Genomic DNA, 19,204 nt, shown 5'->3' with positions numbered 1-19,204 from the left:
CTACCTATGCGGTAGTTAACCATCGGGAGCTAGACCGATAGCTCCAATTCGGTTTCTAAACTACCTATGCGGTAGTTAACATATTATTTTTTTTACTCCCTTGTTAAAAAAATTTCTAAACTACCTATGCGGTAGTTAACGGGAACTGATTGGCTCTTATATGTTTGTTGATTTTCTAAACTACCTATGCGGTAGTTAACTTATATAGATAATCATATTGATAATATTAATCTTTCTAAACTACCTATGCGGTAGTTAACTTAGAATTAAAAATTTCTTTCATAGCCAGTCATTTCTAAACTACCTATGCGGTAGTTAACATTATTTTATTTATTTAGATGTTGAACTAGACTTTCTAAACTACCTATGCGGTAGTTAACCTCTTCTTCTGAAAGAAGTTCATATATCAATTTTTCTAAACTACCTATGCGGTAGTTAACCTTTCAATATCGACTTAAATAAACTTTACAGATTTCTAAACTACCTATGCGGTAGTTAACATCAAGAATTAAAAGAAGCATTAGAGTTTTTGTTTCTAAACTACCTATGCGGTAGTTAACAAGCTGTTAAATTAACTAAAGGAGTAAATCATTTTCTAAACTACCTATGCGGTAGTTAACCTAACTAGCTGGATTGTAAAAACGCTAAATAATTTCTAAACTACCTATGCGGTAGTTAACAATTGGACTAATGCCTGATGCTAGATTTGTACTTTCTAAACTACCTATGCGGTAGTTAACCATCTAACACTTCGATATCACCAAAATTATTATTTCTAAACTACCTATGCGGTAGTTAACAAGAAATGAATTACACAGATAAAGAAACAATTTTTCTAAACTACCTATGCGGTAGTTAACCGTACGAAGAAGAATAATTAAAGTCTTATTGATTTCTAAACTACCTATGCGGTAGTTAACTCAGGTAATGGTTTAGACCCGATATTGCTTGATTTCTAAACTACCTATGCGGTAGTTAACCAGCTGTATCTGTTGATGATATCTATCTATTATTTCTAAACTACCTATGCGGTAGTTAACCGTGGAATCACTTCAGAAGATGGTTTTCACGATTTCTAAACTACCTATGCGGTAGTTAACGTAATTGCAATCGTCTACCAACAATTCGTCGATTTCTAAACTACCTATGCGGTAGTTAACAAAATTATTATCACCAATACTTAATTCTTTTATTTCTAAACTACCTATGCGGTAGTTAACGATGATAGGAAATAAGTGTCTGCGTAAATTATTTTCTAAACTACCTATGCGGTAGTTAACGAACCGTTAAATTCGAATAGTTGGGACGAATTTTTCTAAACTACCTATGCGGTAGTTAACCATCTAACACTTCGATATCACCAAAATTATTATTTCTAAACTACCTATGCGGTAGTTAACCACAAATAACTGATAGAAATAGGGAGCTGATTTTTCTAAACTACCTATGCGGTAGTTAACAATACAAAAAATATCTCAGTAGCCCCATATATTTCAAACTTACTGTTATGATTTTCGTGAAAAGATTTAATATTCTCCAAAATTAATTGAAAATATTTTTCTAGTTTATTTTCTTCATTTATCAAATGATTGCACTTTATCAATTCAGCTTTTTGTAATACAGGCTTTTTCTTAAGTTTCTCTAATCTATTATTAACAAAATCTTTGTGGTTAGATTCAAACTTTGGTTCTTTCAGACTAATATTTTCTACCTTGGTATCAAACTCATCCACCCACACTACATTTAGGGTTTCACATTTGATATCTTTAAAATTTTTGTATATCTCCCAACCCGATTTGTACATTTCAAAATATCCTCTAGCCAAACTAGGAGGTATAGTTGCTGAAGATATCATCACCTTTCTTCCATACATCCCTGCTAAATGTACCAATCTACCTATAGCAACGAGATCTCTAGTATCGAAATCATCAACCTCATCTATAATTAAATCAGATGACATTAATCTTAAAGAGGGTAGGATGAATCTCCCCCCCTTAACCACTTCAGATGCATTAATAATATGATCTATGGTGCAAATTACAATGGGTTTAATAAGAAAAGATTTTTCCTTATTATTAGTTAATGATAAATCTAGAAAATCTGGGATTGAATAGCTTTGAACATCATCTGATATATACATATGTCCTAGAAGGCTTTCTTCTGATTCACTCCCAAATTCTGTATATTCATTAACATCATTATCATTATGCTCCGAAAGTAAAGTAAAAACGTTGCTACCCATTATTACAGCTAAATCTTGATTACTTACCCCAATTTTCTTGCTATAGACTTCTCCAGTTTGCTGTGTTAAAGTGCGCAAACCAAGAGCTAACGTGAAACGTAAAGATTGACCTCCTTGGGATAGGGCGTGGAAAATTTTAGCGTTAGCTATGGTCTTACCTTGACCAGTACTAGCCATATTGATAATAAACCAATTATTTATGAACTCGTTCTTCTGATTTTTTTTTACTGTCTCAACTGCATTGTCCTGCCATTTAAAATCTGGAGGCGATTTAGCCTTTAATTTTTTTATATCTTGAGCACTTTCAAAACCATATTCAAAACGTGGCAGATATCTTGATATTTTTTTAGATTGTTTTGAAACTTCTATTAAATGATTGACCAAGGGTTGTTTCAAATTTTTTTCTTTATTTGTATTAGCATAAAGTTCAGCGTTTTCTGTATCAGATGTTTTAAGCGACTCATTCATAGAAGATATAAAATGATCTCCTAAAATTATGCATATTCTTGAATAATTTATTATTAATCTCCATAATTTTTTTTCTTGAATATCATTAATTAAAGGTAACACTTCCAATAGAGAATTAGCACATTTAGAAAGTTCCTCTTTAAATCTATTTGAATCTTCTAGAAATCCCTTACTAAAGTCAAAACATTTTTCCGCTTTTTCAATATCATTTAAGTATCCCCATTTAACATCCAAAATCGAATAAAGATCATATAAGGTAGGAATTTTTTCTTCAGAAATTTGATTAAATTTATTTCTATTGGTTAGATAAGGCAGTTTATGATGAGTAAAAATAAGATATAGTATCCAATTTACGAGAACAGTACCTGATGTGTTATGATTGATTAATTTTTCAAATCCCTCAATTCCCTCTTGTCCTTTAGTCAAAATCCCTAATTTCTCATTAAAATTTAAGGATTCTGTATCTTCTAATTGCTTTAACCAAGCTTCATCATCATTTTCTTTACCTTTAATTAATGCTTTGAAAATAATTGCTGAGACCCATTCATGACGAACAGGGTCGCTAATCAATTTAGTTGATCTCAATTTACATTGAAAAAAATCGTTGGCTTTACCCCAATCATGTATTAAACCAACAAATGCAGATAATGCCTTAATAACTGGCAAATAGTGCCAGTTATTCTCTTTTAAACTTCCCAATATATTTTTTTGAGTCGAGTTTACAGGTATAACACCTTCTTCATTGAATTTAGACCGATTTCCCACTACCCAAATCAATTCACTTAGACTTCTTGACCTTATCCAATGACATGATACAGCAGTATTTTTAGAGGCCGTTTTTCTAAGTAATTTATTAACAGCTTCTAAGCCTTCTAGAGTTATAATGGCTTTCCAAGTTCTATCACCAATTCTGTCGGCAAATGAATCTAGAACTCTTCTAGTTTTAGATAAAGCTTTTTTTTCGCATTGACTCGTAAAAATCACCATCATTTACAGGTCCTCCAAAATTCTTCAGAACAAACAAATTCTACTATTTCAAACATATAGTCTAAAGCTCGATGTTCTATAAATTTATTAAGAATTGTCTGCCTAAAATCATTTTCGAAGTGTCCTAGCTTAGTACTTATAAATGCATTCGGTAAAACTATCGCATCTTTAACTAAATCTGCTATATCAAATACTAGAGCTCCTCGTCTGGTTTTACCATGCATCACTGCAAATCCATGTGGAATACCCAATACCCATGTAGTACAAGCACCTAGACCATAAGCTAAGTAATTTCCATGATTTAAAAATATATTCTCTGTTGTATTACCTGAATGATCTCGATAAAAATCTTTTAGACCACATTTTTTGCTTACAAATGAATAAAGTTTTTTTGTTAACTGTGCTTCAAGACTTAACAAGTGTTCAGCATCTGGTGCACGACTTATATTTTTACTTGTTGTTTCTAATGCTTGTTCAATTTCAAAATCATCATTTCCAATTCCAAAATCACTAAATAATTTATCTCGCCCCCAAACATAATTTATAAAATCAATACGTTTTAATTGAAAAAATTTCGCAACTTTTAGTCTATTTTCTTCTATAAACCAAAACTCAAGCCATTTTTGAACATATTGAGTAGGTCTATATTCACTTTGAGGAGTTAACCATTCAACATCACAAGCAGAAAAAAGGGGAGTACCTCCTCCCCCACAAAAACCTATAAGGACTCCAGCTGAAGCTAACATTCTAACCGCAGCTTGAGTAATTGATGTTCCAGTACCTAGAAGGATTACAGTTGTATTAGCAATAGGAATATTCCAGTAACTATTTTGCTTCTTTTCCTCTGTCAAATATAAAACCCTACCATCTTTTTGCATTACTCTACAGTGTTCCAAATAGTAAATATTTGCCCTTTTCGAATGCATTATTGCTTTCAAATCCGTTAAAACTTCCATAACCTCACTCCCCGCTCACCCCTGTCAGCTTCACTAACCGCTCTCGCTCGCCCTCGCTCAGCAACCGAGCTAATAATGCCCCATTCTTCCCGTGCATACCAGGGATGCGTGCCTCACGGCCATTGCCAGGAGCGAGGTCGGTGGGCTCCCCGTCTATTTCCATCGCCTCAAGTACTATAACCATATTGCCGCTTGGGTGAATCACTTCCAGTTTATCACCCACGCGGAAACGATTTTTCACCTCGACGGTCGCCCACCCGTCATCATCCACATCACGCACCACCCCTGCAAACTGCGACAATCTAGACACAGAATAACCGTGCAAATAATTCTGATAATCTTGTGTCTGATGGCGCTCGAGGAATCCAGGCGTATAGCCACGATTCGCCACATTTTGCAAATCAGCTAACAGCTCTGGATTAAACGGACGTCCTGCAACAGCATCGTCAATAGCCAGACGATATGCATTCGCCACGCGACCCACGTAGTACATCGATTTTGTGCGGCCCTCCACCTTGAGTGAATCCACACCGATTTTCACCAATCGTTCGACCTGCTCAATTGCACGCAAGTCCTTCGAATTCATAATATATGTGCCGTGCTCGTCTTCCATAATCGGCATGTATTGACCAGGTCTATTGCCTTCTTCCAATAGATATACATTATCGGCAAGTGGATGACGTGGAGCACCGCCTACTGAGGCGAATTTGGAGTCTGCTTCTTCACGCATTGCGTTGAAATCGAATCCCTCAAGACCTGCGTCTGGCACACGGAACTCGCTCGATGAACGCACCTCTGGCGAACCCACGCCGCCTGGTGAATATGCCACACCTGCTGAGTGACTCACGCCCGCATCACCCCCGCCTGTTGAACAAACCTCACCCGCTGAGCGACTCACGCCCGCACCAGCTCCGCCTGGTGAGTTACATACGTCTGTTGAGTAAACTCCGCCCCCACCAAATCCAAATCTCTCCGCACCTGGTGCCAGCCTTGCGTCTCCAGCATCGCTTTCTACTGCTGGCAATACCTTGTAATCCCATCGGCAAGAGTTAGTACAGGTCCCCTGATTCGGATCGCGTTGGTTGAAATACCCTGACAACAAGCATCTCCCAGAATAAGCAATACACAATGCCCCATGCACAAACACCTCAAGTTCCATATCAGGACACTCTTGACGAATCTCCTCGATCTCATCCAATGATAATTCCCGAGACAATATAATCCGACTGATGCCCATTTTTTGCCAGAATTGCACGCCCCAATAATTGGTCGTGTTCGCTTGCACAGAAAGATGAATGACCGCATCAGGCCATCGCTCCTTCACTTTCATGATCAGCCCAGGATCCGCCATAATAAATGCATCTGGCTTAAGTTCCATGATTGGTGCGAGATCGTCCAGATAGGTCCGAAGCTTTGAATTATGTGGCAATAAATTCGATGCCACGTAAAACTTTTTGCCCAAAGCGTGTGCCTCTGTTATCGCTTCATGCATTTTTTCGTAACGCACGAATTCATTATTTCTGGCACGTAGTGAGTATCGTGGCTGGCCAGCATACACAGCATCAGCTCCAAAAAAGAAAGCCGTACGCATACGCTCCAAACCACCAGCTGGTAGTAGAAGTTCAGGTTTTTTCATATTGTATTTTTTAAAGCAAGACACCATTGCCAACTATAAGCGGAATGCCCATAGCCGCAAAACTGTTACAGTGATTTTATAAAAATTTAGCTTAAATTTAAAAATTTTCTTCTAAAAATTTATCCAATTCCCATGCAGGAATATGCTTAATACCTTCATTAGATGGAACCCTAAATTCATCCATGCTAATCACATATTTTTCGTAATTATCATCGATCATTTTTAAAGGTCGATATTCCCTTTCCATAGTTGGTTCGTAAGATAGTTGAAGAGTAACTTGGAAATAAAGGACAAGCTGCGATTTCATACAAACAAAATCGATTTCCTTATCTTTAATTGAACCCACAAATACACGAAAACCAGCTCGCCGCAAACTCAAATAAACAGCATTTTCCAATAAATGTCCAATCCCGTAACCGTAAGCTGAATAGAGATAATTTCGAAACGCAAGGTCGTTCAGATAATATTTGCAATTACCGGATATCGTCTCCTTGCCTTTGATGTTATAACGCTCGACACGATGTACCAAGAACGCATTTTCTAAATAATTAATATAAGCTGCGAGCGTCTCGTAATTTGTCTTTCGCTTTTTTGAAGCGAAGAAATTAATAATATTTGTTATAGAAATAAGGCTGGATGCGGTATTTACTAAATATACAAATAAGTCATCGAGAAGTTTTATATCCTTGACTTTATACCTTGCAACTATATCACGCAATAATATCGTATCTTTTATGGATGAAACATAGTTATGCTTCATTTCATACGAGGGCAGATTAAATAACTCTGGCAATGCCCCCTCATCCAGATATTTTGCATAACTCGAGCGGTTTTGCTCTATCTCATTAAGTGCACAATATTCATCAAAACTGTAGGGAAAAATTTCAAACTGTACATAACGCCCAGAAAGCATAGTAGCAAGCTCTCCAGACAACAAATTCGAATTTGACCCACTGATGAACAACTCACATGGTTCAGCAAAATCTTGAGAGTGAGAATTTACAAATTTCTCCCATTCGTCTATATACTGAATTTCATCAATAAAAATAAATACTTTTCCGACAGGCTCTAACTCTGAAATGTACGTTTTATAAAGTTTTTCAAGGTCATATGCATTTTGTATGGAGATTAACTCCATAAATTCTTTATTTATATACAGGATATTTTTTGGGTTCACTCCCTCTGAAATTAACTTATAAGCAATTTGACGGAGAATATAACTTTTACCAACTCGTCGTTGACCAACAAGCACTTTTATTAGTTTGTTATTAATGTATTGGCTTATTCTTTTTAAATATCGGGTTCTAGGAAACCCCAAATCGAAGGGTTTATTTTCCCAAAAGTTATACTTTCGTAAAGAATCTAAAATTTCAAGCATGATTGAAAATTGTTAAAAACATAAAATATTTTAAATCTTATTTGAAGATTTAACTGGATTTTTTCAACCACACTTGAAAATTTACTCAAAAACCAAAATTTTTCAACTACAACCTAAAAATATTCGACCCTCAAATCCTGCAAGCCTTCCACAGAGCCATGCAATTTATCGCCCCTCACAACAGGACCCACACCACTTGGAGTACCAGTCATCACTAAATCGCCTGCTTTAAAATCATAGAATTTAGCAAGATATGCAATGCATTCATCGATTGTCCAAATAAGATCAGATGTAACACCGTCTTGACGCACTTCTTCGTTTACCGTCAACTTAATGCCTACATTATCCATCCACGGATTTGCCAATGCAGTCTTTTCTGTAAGCTCTCCGAGAATTACGGAATTTGCAAAATCCTTCGCCCCATCCCATGGAAATCCATTCTTCTTAGCCACAGATTGCAAATCACGACGGGTCATATCAAGGCCAACGGCATATCCGTATATCGCATCGAGAATTCGCTCCTTGGTCAGCCCTGAGCCCGCACCCGCACCCGCATCCAAATCCTTTCCAAATGCAAGCACAAGCTCCACCTCATGGTGCAAATTACTCGTACCCATCGGATAAGGAACACGCAAAGTTTCTTGAGCATGTGAATGTGCAACATGGCACGCAGATTTAATAAAAAATATTGGGTCGGTCTGGCTTTTGTCCACTGGCTCATAATTCATTTCAGCGGCGTGTTCTTGATAATTGCGGCCGATGCAAAATATGCGGCCCACGGGAAAACGCTCTTCTTTACCGTGGATTGCGATAGTTACTGGTTTTGATACAGGGAATACAGTTTTACATTCAGACATGGCACACCTTAAACTGATAGAGGATCGACCTCTATATGATAGCGAATTTTTGATGACTTAATCTTATCAATCTGTGGCAATATCTCGTAAACCAGCCCATGCAGGCTCGCACGCGAGTTCGATTCAAGTAAAAGCTGAGCTCGCTCCACATTGGCCACTCGCACGATTTGCAAGGGGACTGGGTCGTATATACGAACATCGGATGAGGGCGAGGACATTGCCACATTAGCGACTTGCTCAAGGAAAGCAAGGGCGTCGTTTACGTCTCGAGCTTGGGCCGTAAATAAAATTTGATAGCTATATGGTGGCAATGCAGCCTCTTCACGCTCAGCCAGTGAATTTTCAGCGAACTTTTCGTAATCTTGGGCGACAAGGGCGTCGTACAAAGGGTGTTGCTCGAACTCGGTCTGCACCACCACAAGGGAGTCCAAAATATGACGCCCAGCACGGCCAGCCACCTGCAAAAGCTGTGCGAAAAGCCGCTCGCCAGCACGAAAATCTTCGTTAAATAACATAAGATCAGCATTTAGAACGATAACAAGGCTCAGTTTCTTGAAATCATGCCCTTTTGCGAGCATTTGTGTGCCCACGATTATATCGACTTCTCCCTTAGTCGCTTTCGAAAACAGATGCTCCGCAGAGCCCTTGCGACTCGTGCTATCTGCATCGATACGCAATATGTTCGCACTCGGGAAGGCCTCTTTAAGCCCCTCTTCAAGCTTTTGTGTTCCATAACCAAGTGCCGATAAGTCGATCTCCCCGCAATCGGGGCAATGCTTCGGAACCGAGCTACTAAAACCGCAATGATGGCATTGGAGCACATTTATTTTTCGCTTTAAATCGCGATGCAAAACCATATGTACTGAGCAATTTGGGCAGCCACTTACCCAGCCGCAACTTCCGCATCGAAGTACTGGGGCAAAGCCTCGACGATTGAGATAAATCATGACCTGCTCGCCTACTTCGAGCTTTTTCGAAATAAGATCCATAAGCGGCTCGGCGATCCCATTATGCGTTTTAATTTTCTTGGTATTAAGTATGCGAATGTTTGGAGGATAGCCAGAACTGGCCCTCTCCTTTAAACTCAGTATTTTGTAGCGGCCAGTTTGAACGCCCCTCCAAGTCTCAAGAGATGGTGTGGCAGAGCCTAGCACAACAGGCACACCAAGCTGTTGCCCACGCCAAATAGCTAAATCGCGGGCAGAATAGCGAAGACCGTCCTGCTGTTTATAGGATGCATCATGCTCCTCATCAACTATGATAAGACCGATATTTTCAAATGGCGAAAAAATGGACATGCGTGTTCCAATAACTATTTTCGCTTCCTGCCTTTGCATGCGAACCCATGCATCAAGGCGCTCCCCGTCGGAGAGAGCACTGTGCATGATGAGGACGGAGGCATTGCCAACTTTATGGGCAAATCTGGCACGAATTAATGCCTCGAATTGTGGTGTGAGATTGATTTCGGGCACAAGAAAAACGACTTGAAGTCCCTTTTCGAGAACTGCTTCGGCTGCATTTAGGTAGACTTCTGTTTTTCCGCTTCCAGTTATGCCATGAAGGACCACCGTCTCAAATCCGCTTATTGATTTAATATATTCGGCCGCAGCCTCCTGATCGGGATTTAGTTTGGGGGCAATGCTCTTGTGCTCCATCTCCTCCAAGGGTTTTCTCTTTTTTTTATCGAGCCTATAGACGGGGCTGGTTCGGGTTTTGCCACGATATGCTTTTATATTTCTAAGAGGTGGTGCAAGTACAGGAAGTATGACCTCTCCTATGGGCCTAATATAGTATTTGGAAGCAAACTCACAAAAGTTTAACCATTTTTCTGAAAACGAAGGCAAATCGTCGAGCACTTCGAGAATTGGTTTTTGTTTTTCTGCTGGGACGGGCGTTTCGCTTAGTAGCTCTATAACTACTCCAATAAGCTCCTTGGTACCAAATTCGACTATTACTCTTTGTCCACGCTCAACCCTCACGCCTTCAGGGATGATATAGTCAAAGTTGTTAAAAAGAGGAATATCGAGGGCAACTCGACACCATTTTTTGTCCATTTTTATGGAAACCTGCGTATTTAGTGTTGATTACAAAAGTTGTGGATAACTTTGCGAATAACATTGCCACAATTATTTCAAAAGTTTTACAAAAAACTCAAAAAAATAAAAATTTTTTTCTTGACAAATAAATTTCACTGCAAATTCAAGGGCTTATACATGCATGGTAAACCATCACTTAAAATAAGCATGCTAAGTTAAACAAATTTACAATTGTGGATAACTTAGCTATAAATGCTTTGATTTGCTATATTCATGCACCTCATCAACAAGTGCAGCCACGATTTCGGTGTCAGTGAATTGGGAAATGCCATGACCTAAATTAAAGATATGTCCACCAAAACCAACACTTCCAAAATCATCAAGAATTTTTCTTGCTTGACTACGAACAGATTTTTCATCTGCAAATAAAGCCATCGGATCTAAATTACCCTGCAAAGCAACTTTATCCTCTACTCTTTTTCTAGCCTCGCTCAATGATACGGTCCAATCGAGACCCAATGCATCAAAACCAGCTACGACCATATCCTCGAGCCAAAGTCCTCCGCCCTTAGTGAAAGCGATAACAGGCACCTTTGTACCCTCGGCTACCATAGCCTCTCTTAGGGCATCTAGTACTTGCTTCATATATTTAAGAGAAGATTCCTGATAATAGCCATGAGCTAACACTCCACCCCAACTATCGAAAATCATAAGTGCCTGAGCACCAGCTCTCATCTGCTCTATTAAATATTTTGCAGTCGCCTGTGCACTAATATCTAAAACTCTATGCATTAAATCTGGACGCGAATACATCATTGACTTTATCTGGCGATATTCCTTAGAGCCTCTGCCCTCTACCATATAACAGGCGATGGTCCAAGGAGATCCAGCAAATCCAATTAGTGGTACACGTCCATCAAGCTCTTTTCTAATTAGACGCACTGAATCGAACACATAATTAAGTGATTCCATATCAGGGACACGCAATCGATTTACATCTTCTTCACTTTGAACTGGATTAGCAAATTGTGGGCCCTCACCTGTGACAAACTCAAGTCCTAATCCCATTGCATCTGGAACCATCAAGATATCTGAAAATAAAATCGCAGCATCTAAATTAAATCGCTCAATAGGCTGCAATGTTACTTCGCAAGCTAAGTCAGGATTCATGGCCAATTTTAAAAATGACCCAGCTTTTTCTCGAGTCGCTCTATACTCAGGCAAGTATCTTCCCGCTTGTCGCATAAGCCATATAGGCGTGTACTCACATTTTTGACGCAAAAGTGCTCTTAAAAAAGTATCATTCATCATTTTTATTATGGTTAGTAAAGATAGGAAATTATACCCACTATTGCCTATATTGCTCAGCCGATATCTCGTGTTTTCTCATTAATTCCCAAAAAGAGCGGCGATTTTTATCGCTTCTTTTAGCGGCTTGGGCGATATTCCCTTTTGAGCTTATGAGTGCATTAATAATAAATTCTTTTTCAAATGCGGATACTATCTTGTCCTTTGCATCTTTGAAAGTATCATTTTTATCGTAGCTTTGGGGCTCTGTAACTGTGTGGATTTTTGCACTGATGATTTTACGTTTGGGGAGGCGGCGGAAGTTAGGTTTAAGGGCGGCGTCATCAAAATCGGCGGGATTAAAGGGTGGGATAAAGGATATTCGTCTGGTTTCCACATTTGCTATTTGCCCCGTATTTCCCTTTTCGTAATTAAGAGTGGAGCTTGAATCGAAAAACTCCAGATGTGTGTAACTCCCTGGTGATTCAGTATATTCGAGCGTTTTGAGGGTCTCAGGCCGCATTTCCATCTCTGCTCGAGCGGCTGCTTTTGCAAATAAGAGATCTCGATTTTGAACTTCTAACTCATCCATCAATTTATTAACGGCCCGTATTTCCCGCTTTCGATAATACGTATGTCTCTCAATTGCACTTTTTATTCGAGCCATAATAATATCAACAGAGTCATTAATGTTTATAAAATCGACAACTCCTAATTTTGCTAGGTCTGGCAGTGCCGTCGGTTGCACATCATCACTAAGTACTACCACGGGAGATGGAAAATTTTCACAATTCCCTAACATAACCCTAAGCCAAATTAGGGCATTTTGATTTACTGGGATAATTACAACATCGTACCTGTGGAAAAGTGGTCCGAGATCTCTTAAAGTTAGAGGGTTTGGTAGTGTATATCCATTAACTTCATAGGGAGCAAGATCTTGTCTAATGACTTCGGTCATATTAAATTCATTGAATTGAATGCGTTTTACTTTATCGGTCATGTTTACTAATCGTGTAGACAAGTCCCGAAAGTATTTTGTATACAACACAGCACAATCCAATAAATCTCTCATTTATTACCCTAATTCATCACAATTCCTATCATCGAAGTGAAAAGTTGTTTCACTGTAATAATTCAGTAATATATGGAAATTGGGGCTAGGTAGAGATTTTTTTGTCCACCTAGAATTGGAACACTAATTTGAGTTCAAATTTTAGCGAATCCCTTATCAAAGCATGCATTTGAAATTTCCGATACATTTAAAATTACCGCTCCGAAAAAGGGAAATCAAAAAGTTGTAAAAATTGTAACAAGAGGTATTACGAGATATAAATTTTGATACAATCTCTAGCTTGACTAACAAACCGATGAATATTTTCAAAATGGTTTATACTAGTCAATTATTTTTTTAGTAACAGATAGTATGTCCCCTCAGGGCATGGAGAAATCTATCATGGCTAGAGCTACTAAAAGCGCCAAAACATCAAGAAAATCTAAATCGTCAAAGACGGAAACTGAATTTTTATTGACAGAAGAACAAATAAAGCAGATGTCTGAAGATGAGTATATGAACGACCTTCAACTTGCTTTCTTCAAAGATCGCCTCAAAAAGCTTGAAAGCGATATTCTTAATAATGCTGATGTAACCACAGAAAATCTTAGAGAAACTCAATTTGTTCCCGACCCAGCTGATCGTGCAACTATAGAAGAAGAACATACATTAGAGCTTCGCACTCGAGATCGTGAACGCAAACTTCTTAAAAAAGTACAAAATTCTCTTCAATTAATTGAATCTAAAGAATATGGTTGGTGCGAGGAGACGGGAGAACCTATAGGCATTCCTCGTCTATTGGCTCGTCCGACGGCTACTCTTTCTCTTGAAGCACAAGAGCGTCGTGAGAAACGCCAAAAACTTTATAACGATTAGTGCAATCTATTATTAAAATGCCCCGCGAATATTGCGGGGCTTAATGCTATCTAAAAATGTGTGAGCACACAAGGCACAAAGCTCAAAGCAAAGGCCTCAGTGCATCTCAAACATAATTATTTAGCCTCTAAGAACTCAGTAACTTTAAGTTTTATGAGCTCATTATCATCTGCTTTATTAGGGTCACGAGAAGCAGAACCAGGAAGGTTGTTATCGTTACCTACGATGATATGGTCTTTATCAAGCACATCTACGTCTTCAATTGTGAAGAATGGGAATGTGAATTTACCGTCTACTAAAGGTTTACGTGCAACTTTATTAGGGTCTTGGATATCCATTAAATCGATATAAGCAATTTTTTCTGCTGTATCGCTATTTGGATCTAATTTCACTTTGTAGATGCGTTTGAATTTAGCAGTAGTTTCAAAGCAGTCTTCTCCAGAAGCACCCTCAGCACATTTTCTATCTGCAGAGCCTTCAGTGTTATCGCGTTCGATGATTAATCCATACGTTTCATCAATCATATTGAAATCACCAATTGCATGACCTGCATCTTCAAGATGGAATTTCCAAGATTTACCAGTCCATTTTTTTGAACTTACATCAAACTCAAGAATGCGAAGATAAGATTTACCATCAGTATTTTCATACTCTTTTTTGTCGTGGTCATAAAGTGCACCCTCAAGAAGTGGGTATAGTTTAGTTTTGTCTGGAGAAGAAGCCATACCTTCATAACCTTTAGAACGGCTTGATTGGAATACAGGCATTTTGCCGTCAGGTTTTCCTGGAAGATTGATGCTATAGTGATCAGGAGAGATGATTTTTTTACCGTCAACTTCAGTTTCGAAGATTGAGACTACATTTCCATCTGCATCAAGTTCAAGAAGATATGGACCAAATTCATCACCCACCCAAAAGTGATCGCCAATTGGCTGGAAGCTTTCAGGGTCAAGGTCCATACCAGTTAAATAACGCTCTTTAGTTGCATCTTGAGTGATATGGAAAGGAATAACTCTGTTTGGATCTTTAAAGAATACAGTTTTTAAGTGTTCGAATTTTCCAGATTCAAAATCTACTTTATATTGATTCAAGAAAAGCAATGCGTCTGGCGAATTAAGTTTATTACCAAAGCCGTTATCTGAAATCAACCAAAATGTACCATCTTCCATGATTTTGATACCTGAGTGACCTTGAATTGGTTGACCTTTGAATGGTTTTTTAAGACCAGTTTTTCGTTTGCCATTAAAACCATCAGCACTTTCAGCTTCATCTACACGGTTGTAGTTACTATTTTTATAACGAGCACTAACTTTGAAGTACTCTGGAGCATCTTCAGGTGGATCGATAAATGTTGCAGCAGGCAATAATGCGTGACCTACTAAAGTTGCAGGAAATTGTTCGGCAGCATATGCTCCGCTAGCAAAGGTTAAACCTAATAATAGTGCAATCTTCTTCATATTAACTCCTCTCAAAAAATATCAAAGGTACGAATGCAACTCAAATGTAGCAAGGCTGTATTGCACTTACGTTAAATTAATCCGATATTATTCTTTTAACTTGTGGGTTGATTTCGGAAGCATTGCCCCCAAATAAAAGTTCTATAACTTATAAGGAAAATCCATGGAACAATTTCACGCAACTACTATTCTGTGCGTCCGTCGCGGGGACGAGGTAGCTATTGGCGGAGATGGGCAGGTCACTTTAGGAAATGTTGTGATCAAAGGTACCGCAAGAAAAATCCGCAAGCTCTATCACGACAAAGTGCTCTCTGGATTTGCAGGAGCGACGGCGGATGCATTTACACTTCAAGAGAGGTTTGAGGCTAAGCTTGAAAAGCATCAAGGTCATTTGTTGCGTGCAGCCGTAGAATTAACTAAGGATTGGAGAACGGATCGCGTATTGCGTAGATTAGAGGCTATGCTTATTGTCGCAGATAAGGACCATACTCTTGTCTTAACCGGAAATGGAGACGTTTTAGAACCAGAGCTTGGAATTGCCGCTATTGGTTCTGGAGGCTCGTATGCACAATCGGCTGCTCAAGCCCTTCTTCAAAATACAGATTTATCACCTGAAGAGATTATTAAAAAATCTTTACAAATTGCAGGTGATCTTTGCATATATACAAACCAAAATCACGTAATTCAGAAACTTGAATTTCAAGAATCTAAAGGTAAAGAGGAATCTTAATGGATCAAAATAGTGTTATGACTCCTAAAGAAATCGTGTCCGAATTAGATAAATATATTATCGGACAGAATAAAGCAAAGAAATCCGTTGCGGTTGCTTTGCGTAATAGATGGCGTCGTCAGCAAGTATCGGAGCCCTTGCGCCACGAGATACATCCTAAAAATATCATGATGATTGGGCCTACAGGTGTAGGTAAAACTGAGATTGCTAGACGACTAGCGAAACTCGCTAAAGCCCCATTTATCAAAGTAGAAGCTACCAAATTTACAGAAGTAGGATATGTGGGACGCGATGTTGAGACTATAATTCGCGACCTTACAGATATATCTGTTAAGCAGCTTCGCGAAGCCGATATGAAGCGCGTTAAATCTATTGCTCAAGATGCGGCAGAAGATAGGATTTTAGATATTCTCGTGACACCTACTCACGACTCTGATGGAAATCCTGTACGCGAAGAAAATACTGCACGTCAGGTTTTCCGCAAAAGACTACGTGAAGGGCAGCTTGACGATATGGAAATCGAAGTCGACGTAAAACCGCCTCCAGTTCAAATGGAGATTCTTGGTATCGATGCGATGGATGATATGCGCGATAACATTAAGGGATTATTCTCTAGCATTACTAAAGAGAAAAAGAATAAGAAAAAAATAGAATATTAAAAAAGCTCTTAAAGTGCTTACCGATGAAGAATCCGAGAAGCATCTTAATGAAGAAGATATTCGTGAGAGAGCTATCGTTAACGTAGAGCAAAACGGGATCGTGTTTTTAGATGAGATCGATAAGATCACATCGAATTCAGAAAAATCTAGTGCGGATGTATCTCGTCAAGGCGTGCAGAGGGATTTATTGCCACTAATAGAAGGCACTACTGTAAAAACTAAATATGGTATGGTTAAAACCGATCATATTCTATTTATAACTTCAGGTGCATTTCATCTTAGTAAGCCTTCAGATCTTATCCCGGAATTGCAGGGCCGTTTGCCGATTCGTGTGGAGCTAGATGCTTTAAGTACAGATGATTTTGTGCGCATCTTAAAAGAGACGGACTCCTCGCTTATCAAGCAGTATTGTGCACTTCTTGAGACGGAAGATGTGAAGCTTGATTTTACAGATGATGGCATTCGTCGCATCGCAGAACTTGCGTTCGAAGTGAATGAAAATATGGAAAATATTGGTGCCCGTAGGCTATATACCGTGATGGAGAAATTGCTTGAGCAGATATCATTTGATGCGGATTCAAAATCTGGAACTACGATAACAATCGATGAAACTTACGTAAATGATAAGCTTCAAGATATCGTGAAAGATCAAGACCTATCGCAGTACGTTTTATAAATTAAAAGCCCTCAAATCATGTGAGGGCTTTTTTTGCATTACTTTGTACCAATGGTCCTGCAACACATCAATACTTAATTATTTTTTAATCTCTGTAATGATATATTTTTTGTTTTCGTGCTTGGCTGTAAAGCTAACTTTATCCCCTGGTTTAATACCGCTTAATAAGTTAGCAGGAATATCATAAACCAAAGTTACAGCAGGCAGTCCAAGATCTGCAATCTCACCGTGCTTAATTGCGATAGTACTTTTCGCTGTATCGATTCGACGAACCTCACCTTTACCTGAACCCACAGCTTGACCGAAAGCAACTGTAGAACCAGCTGCAAGTAATAGACCTAATAGTGCTTTTTTCATAAGTCACCTCCTTTTCTTATAACCTTATTATAGGGGCTAAATAGAATAAAAAAACCCTTAGTTCAAAAGAACCAAGGGTTTAACCACTACATACAACTTACTTTCAAAGGAGATCTATGTTTTAAACAACACATGGATTGATTCTAAGCCATAAATGTAATCTTTTCAACACGTTTCATAAAAAACTTCTAGTGTTTCATATATTTACAACATTTTTCACAAACATGTAATTAAAAAAATTTAATATCCGTTGGTTTCTATATGGCTAAATGGAGATCAAATGCCAAACACTATACTTAAAACTCTTATTGCGTCTATCGCATTTATCGGTGCTACAGCTCAAGCTCAAATCGCACTTCCTTACACAAAATTAGGATCAACTGGAGATGTTGAAGTACGTAAAGGCGGTTTTGGTTCTGCTGCTTATAAGGATCCGAAAAATCCTAATCGCTTTTATGCATTGACTGACCGCGGTCCTAATGCAGACTCAGCAAATAAAGGAGAAAAAATATTTGTCATTCCATCATACTCTCCTACTCTTGGTCATTTCGAATTTTCTGAAGACGGCAAATCAATCAAACTTTTAAAAGCAATCAAACTAAAACGCCCTGATGGAAAACCAATTACTGGCCTTCCTAATCCTGAAGGCTATGGTGCTACAGGAGAAAAAGCTGTAAGCCCTGAGGGTAAAGAGTTAGGCGTCGATGAATATGGTATAGACACTGAAGGTTTAGTAGTTCTTGAAGATGGTTCATTCTGGGTATCAGATGAGTACGGCCCACACATTGCCAAATTTAATGCAGAAGGTGTGCAGCAAGAGCGTATCAGCCCATTAGGATTTAAAAACGAAGGTCGCAAGCTTCCTGCTGTATTTGCAACTCGTCGTCCAAACCGTGGTATGGAAGGCTTAACAATTACGCCAGACGGTAAAACTTTAGTAGGCATTATGCAATCAACTATGTTTAATCCTTCTAAAGATGATCTAAATCGCACAGTTACTCGTATCGTAGCTTTTGATCTTGATACAGGCAAAACAAAACAATACCTATATCGTCAAGAGAAGAAAAATAATTCAAATTCTGAGATCCTTGCTCTTAGCAATACTAAATTCTTAGTGAACGAGCGCGATGGCAAATTCTTCGGTAAAGATGAGGAAGTTCAAAAACATGTTTATTTGATCGATTTAGCTGATGCTACTGATGTATCAGACACAGATGAATCTAAAAACGGCAAAATGGTAAATGGAAAAACTCTTGAACAAAGTTCATGGGAAGAGCTTGAAGCTGCAGGTATTAAGCCTGTGAGCAAAAAACTTGTTGTAGATTTAGTGAAAGAGCTTAACTACCCTCATGAAAAATTTGAAGGGATGTGGTTGAAAGACGATAAAACACTTGCTGTTATAAACGATGATGACTTTACGATTTCATCAAGTAAAGAAGGAAAAGTGTCACAGAAAATATTGCCAGCTACTAAAAAAATAGACGCAAATACTGTGTACTTTGTTCCAGTCGATTTACCTAAAGAATAAATTCTTTATAATATCGTATTGGT

Annotated in this window: 12 protein-coding genes, 2 pseudogenes and 1 CRISPR repeat array (1 of these 15 cut by a window edge); of the genes and pseudogenes, 4 read left to right on the top strand and 10 right to left on the bottom strand. The window is 38.4% G+C overall.

Annotated features, from left to right (window positions below; all coding sequences use genetic code 11):
* Positions 1 to 1,460: direct repeats of the CRISPR family, unit length 28 nt; unit sequence TTTCTAAACTACCTATGCGGTAGTTAAC; it reaches 1,448 nt to the left of the window's first position.
* A gap of 98 nt (positions 1,461 to 1,558) precedes the next feature.
* From cas3f to TASI_RS01025, 8 genes and pseudogenes are all read right to left on the bottom strand, one after another.
* A pseudogene (gene cas3f / locus TASI_RS07745) lies at positions 1,559 to 3,697 on the bottom strand (type I-F CRISPR-associated helicase Cas3f); the annotation flags it as partial.
* Complete coding sequence (gene cas1f / locus TASI_RS01055; protein WP_014110903.1) at positions 3,697 to 4,653, bottom strand: type I-F CRISPR-associated endonuclease Cas1f; 957 nt, start codon at positions 4,651 to 4,653, stop codon at positions 3,697 to 3,699. The pseudogene cas3f and the gene cas1f, both read right to left, overlap by 1 nt.
* A gap of 4 nt (positions 4,654 to 4,657) precedes the next feature.
* Positions 4,658 to 6,289, bottom strand: coding sequence for a peptidase U32 family protein (locus TASI_RS01050; protein WP_044977889.1), 1,632 nt, complete (start codon positions 6,287 to 6,289; stop codon positions 4,658 to 4,660).
* A 97-nt stretch (positions 6,290 to 6,386) separates the two neighbouring features.
* Positions 6,387 to 7,667, bottom strand: a complete 1,281-nt coding sequence (locus TASI_RS01045) for an ATP-binding protein (RefSeq protein ID WP_014110901.1) — start codon at positions 7,665 to 7,667, stop codon at positions 6,387 to 6,389.
* 113 nt (positions 7,668 to 7,780) lie between these two features.
* Complete coding sequence (locus TASI_RS01040; RefSeq protein ID WP_014110900.1) at positions 7,781 to 8,524, bottom strand: fumarylacetoacetate hydrolase family protein; 744 nt, start codon at positions 8,522 to 8,524, stop codon at positions 7,781 to 7,783.
* An 8-nt stretch (positions 8,525 to 8,532) separates the two neighbouring features.
* Entirely contained in the window at positions 8,533 to 10,578 is a 2,046-nt protein-coding gene (locus TASI_RS01035) for a primosomal protein N' (RefSeq protein ID WP_014110899.1), read from the bottom strand.
* A gap of 228 nt (positions 10,579 to 10,806) precedes the next feature.
* Positions 10,807 to 11,868 carry a uroporphyrinogen decarboxylase gene (gene hemE / locus TASI_RS01030; RefSeq protein ID WP_044978217.1) on the bottom strand — a complete coding sequence of 354 codons (1,062 nt, stop codon included), beginning with the start codon at positions 11,866 to 11,868 and terminating at the stop codon, positions 10,807 to 10,809.
* A 40-nt stretch (positions 11,869 to 11,908) separates the two neighbouring features.
* Positions 11,909 to 12,919 carry a helix-turn-helix domain-containing protein gene (locus TASI_RS01025; RefSeq protein ID WP_014110897.1) on the bottom strand — a complete coding sequence of 337 codons (1,011 nt, stop codon included), beginning with the start codon at positions 12,917 to 12,919 and terminating at the stop codon, positions 11,909 to 11,911.
* Between the two features lie 366 nt (positions 12,920 to 13,285).
* Here TASI_RS01025 and dksA point away from each other — a divergent pair, with 366 nt between their 5' ends.
* Positions 13,286 to 13,774: an RNA polymerase-binding protein DksA gene (gene dksA / locus TASI_RS01020; RefSeq protein ID WP_044978215.1), complete on the top strand. Its 489-nt coding sequence runs from the start codon at positions 13,286 to 13,288 to the stop codon at positions 13,772 to 13,774.
* Between the two features lie 116 nt (positions 13,775 to 13,890).
* Here the strand turns inward: dksA and TASI_RS01015 are convergent, their stop codons facing one another.
* Complete coding sequence (locus tag TASI_RS01015; protein WP_014110895.1) at positions 13,891 to 15,231, bottom strand: esterase-like activity of phytase family protein; 1,341 nt, start codon at positions 15,229 to 15,231, stop codon at positions 13,891 to 13,893.
* A gap of 163 nt (positions 15,232 to 15,394) precedes the next feature.
* Between TASI_RS01015 and hslV the strand changes: the two genes are divergently transcribed.
* Both hslV and hslU read left to right on the top strand, forming a co-directional pair.
* Positions 15,395 to 15,961, top strand: coding sequence for an ATP-dependent protease subunit HslV (hslV, locus tag TASI_RS01010; RefSeq protein ID WP_014110894.1), 567 nt, complete (start codon positions 15,395 to 15,397; stop codon positions 15,959 to 15,961).
* Positions 15,961 to 17,296 (top strand): annotated as a pseudogene (gene hslU / locus TASI_RS01005) (ATP-dependent protease ATPase subunit HslU). Before hslV ends, hslU begins: the two are co-directional and overlap by 1 nt.
* Positions 17,297 to 17,374: 78 nt before the next feature.
* Here the strand turns inward: hslU and TASI_RS01000 are convergent.
* A complete protein-coding gene (locus tag TASI_RS01000; RefSeq protein WP_014110893.1) occupies positions 17,375 to 17,653 on the bottom strand; it encodes a copper-binding protein in 279 nt (92 codons plus the stop codon).
* 280 nt (positions 17,654 to 17,933) lie between these two features.
* Between TASI_RS01000 and TASI_RS00995 the strand changes: the two genes are divergently transcribed.
* Complete coding sequence (locus tag TASI_RS00995; RefSeq protein WP_014110892.1) at positions 17,934 to 19,181, top strand: esterase-like activity of phytase family protein; 1,248 nt, start codon at positions 17,934 to 17,936, stop codon at positions 19,179 to 19,181.
* Positions 19,182 to 19,204: the final 23 nt, after the last annotated feature.

The sequence above is a fragment of the Taylorella asinigenitalis MCE3 genome, from assembly GCF_000226625.1.
GTDB classification, from domain to species: domain Bacteria; phylum Pseudomonadota; class Gammaproteobacteria; order Burkholderiales; family Burkholderiaceae_B; genus Taylorella; species Taylorella asinigenitalis.
This window is presented reverse-complemented; position numbering and strand designations above follow the sequence as displayed.

Coding starts and splice junctions, on each gene's coding strand:
- dksA (WP_044978215.1), top strand. CDS start 13,286: ATGGAGAAATCTATCATGGCTAGAGCTACTAAAAGCGCCAAAACATCA.
- hemE (WP_044978217.1), bottom strand. CDS start 11,868: ATGAATGATACTTTTTTAAGAGCACTTTTGCGTCAAAAATGTGAGTAC.
- TASI_RS00995 (WP_014110892.1), top strand. CDS start 17,934: ATGCCAAACACTATACTTAAAACTCTTATTGCGTCTATCGCATTTATC.
- TASI_RS01045 (WP_014110901.1), bottom strand. CDS start 7,667: ATGCTTGAAATTTTAGATTCTTTACGAAAGTATAACTTTTGGGAAAAT.
- TASI_RS01035 (WP_014110899.1), bottom strand. CDS start 10,578: ATGGACAAAAAATGGTGTCGAGTTGCCCTCGATATTCCTCTTTTTAAC.
- TASI_RS01040 (WP_014110900.1), bottom strand. CDS start 8,524: ATGTCTGAATGTAAAACTGTATTCCCTGTATCAAAACCAGTAACTATC.
- TASI_RS01000 (WP_014110893.1), bottom strand. CDS start 17,653: ATGAAAAAAGCACTATTAGGTCTATTACTTGCAGCTGGTTCTACAGTT.
- TASI_RS01015 (WP_014110895.1), bottom strand. CDS start 15,231: ATGAAGAAGATTGCACTATTATTAGGTTTAACCTTTGCTAGCGGAGCA.
- cas1f (WP_014110903.1), bottom strand. CDS start 4,653: ATGGAAGTTTTAACGGATTTGAAAGCAATAATGCATTCGAAAAGGGCA.
- TASI_RS01025 (WP_014110897.1), bottom strand. CDS start 12,919: ATGAGAGATTTATTGGATTGTGCTGTGTTGTATACAAAATACTTTCGG.
- TASI_RS01050 (WP_044977889.1), bottom strand. CDS start 6,289: ATGAAAAAACCTGAACTTCTACTACCAGCTGGTGGTTTGGAGCGTATG.
- hslV (WP_014110894.1), top strand. CDS start 15,395: ATGGAACAATTTCACGCAACTACTATTCTGTGCGTCCGTCGCGGGGAC.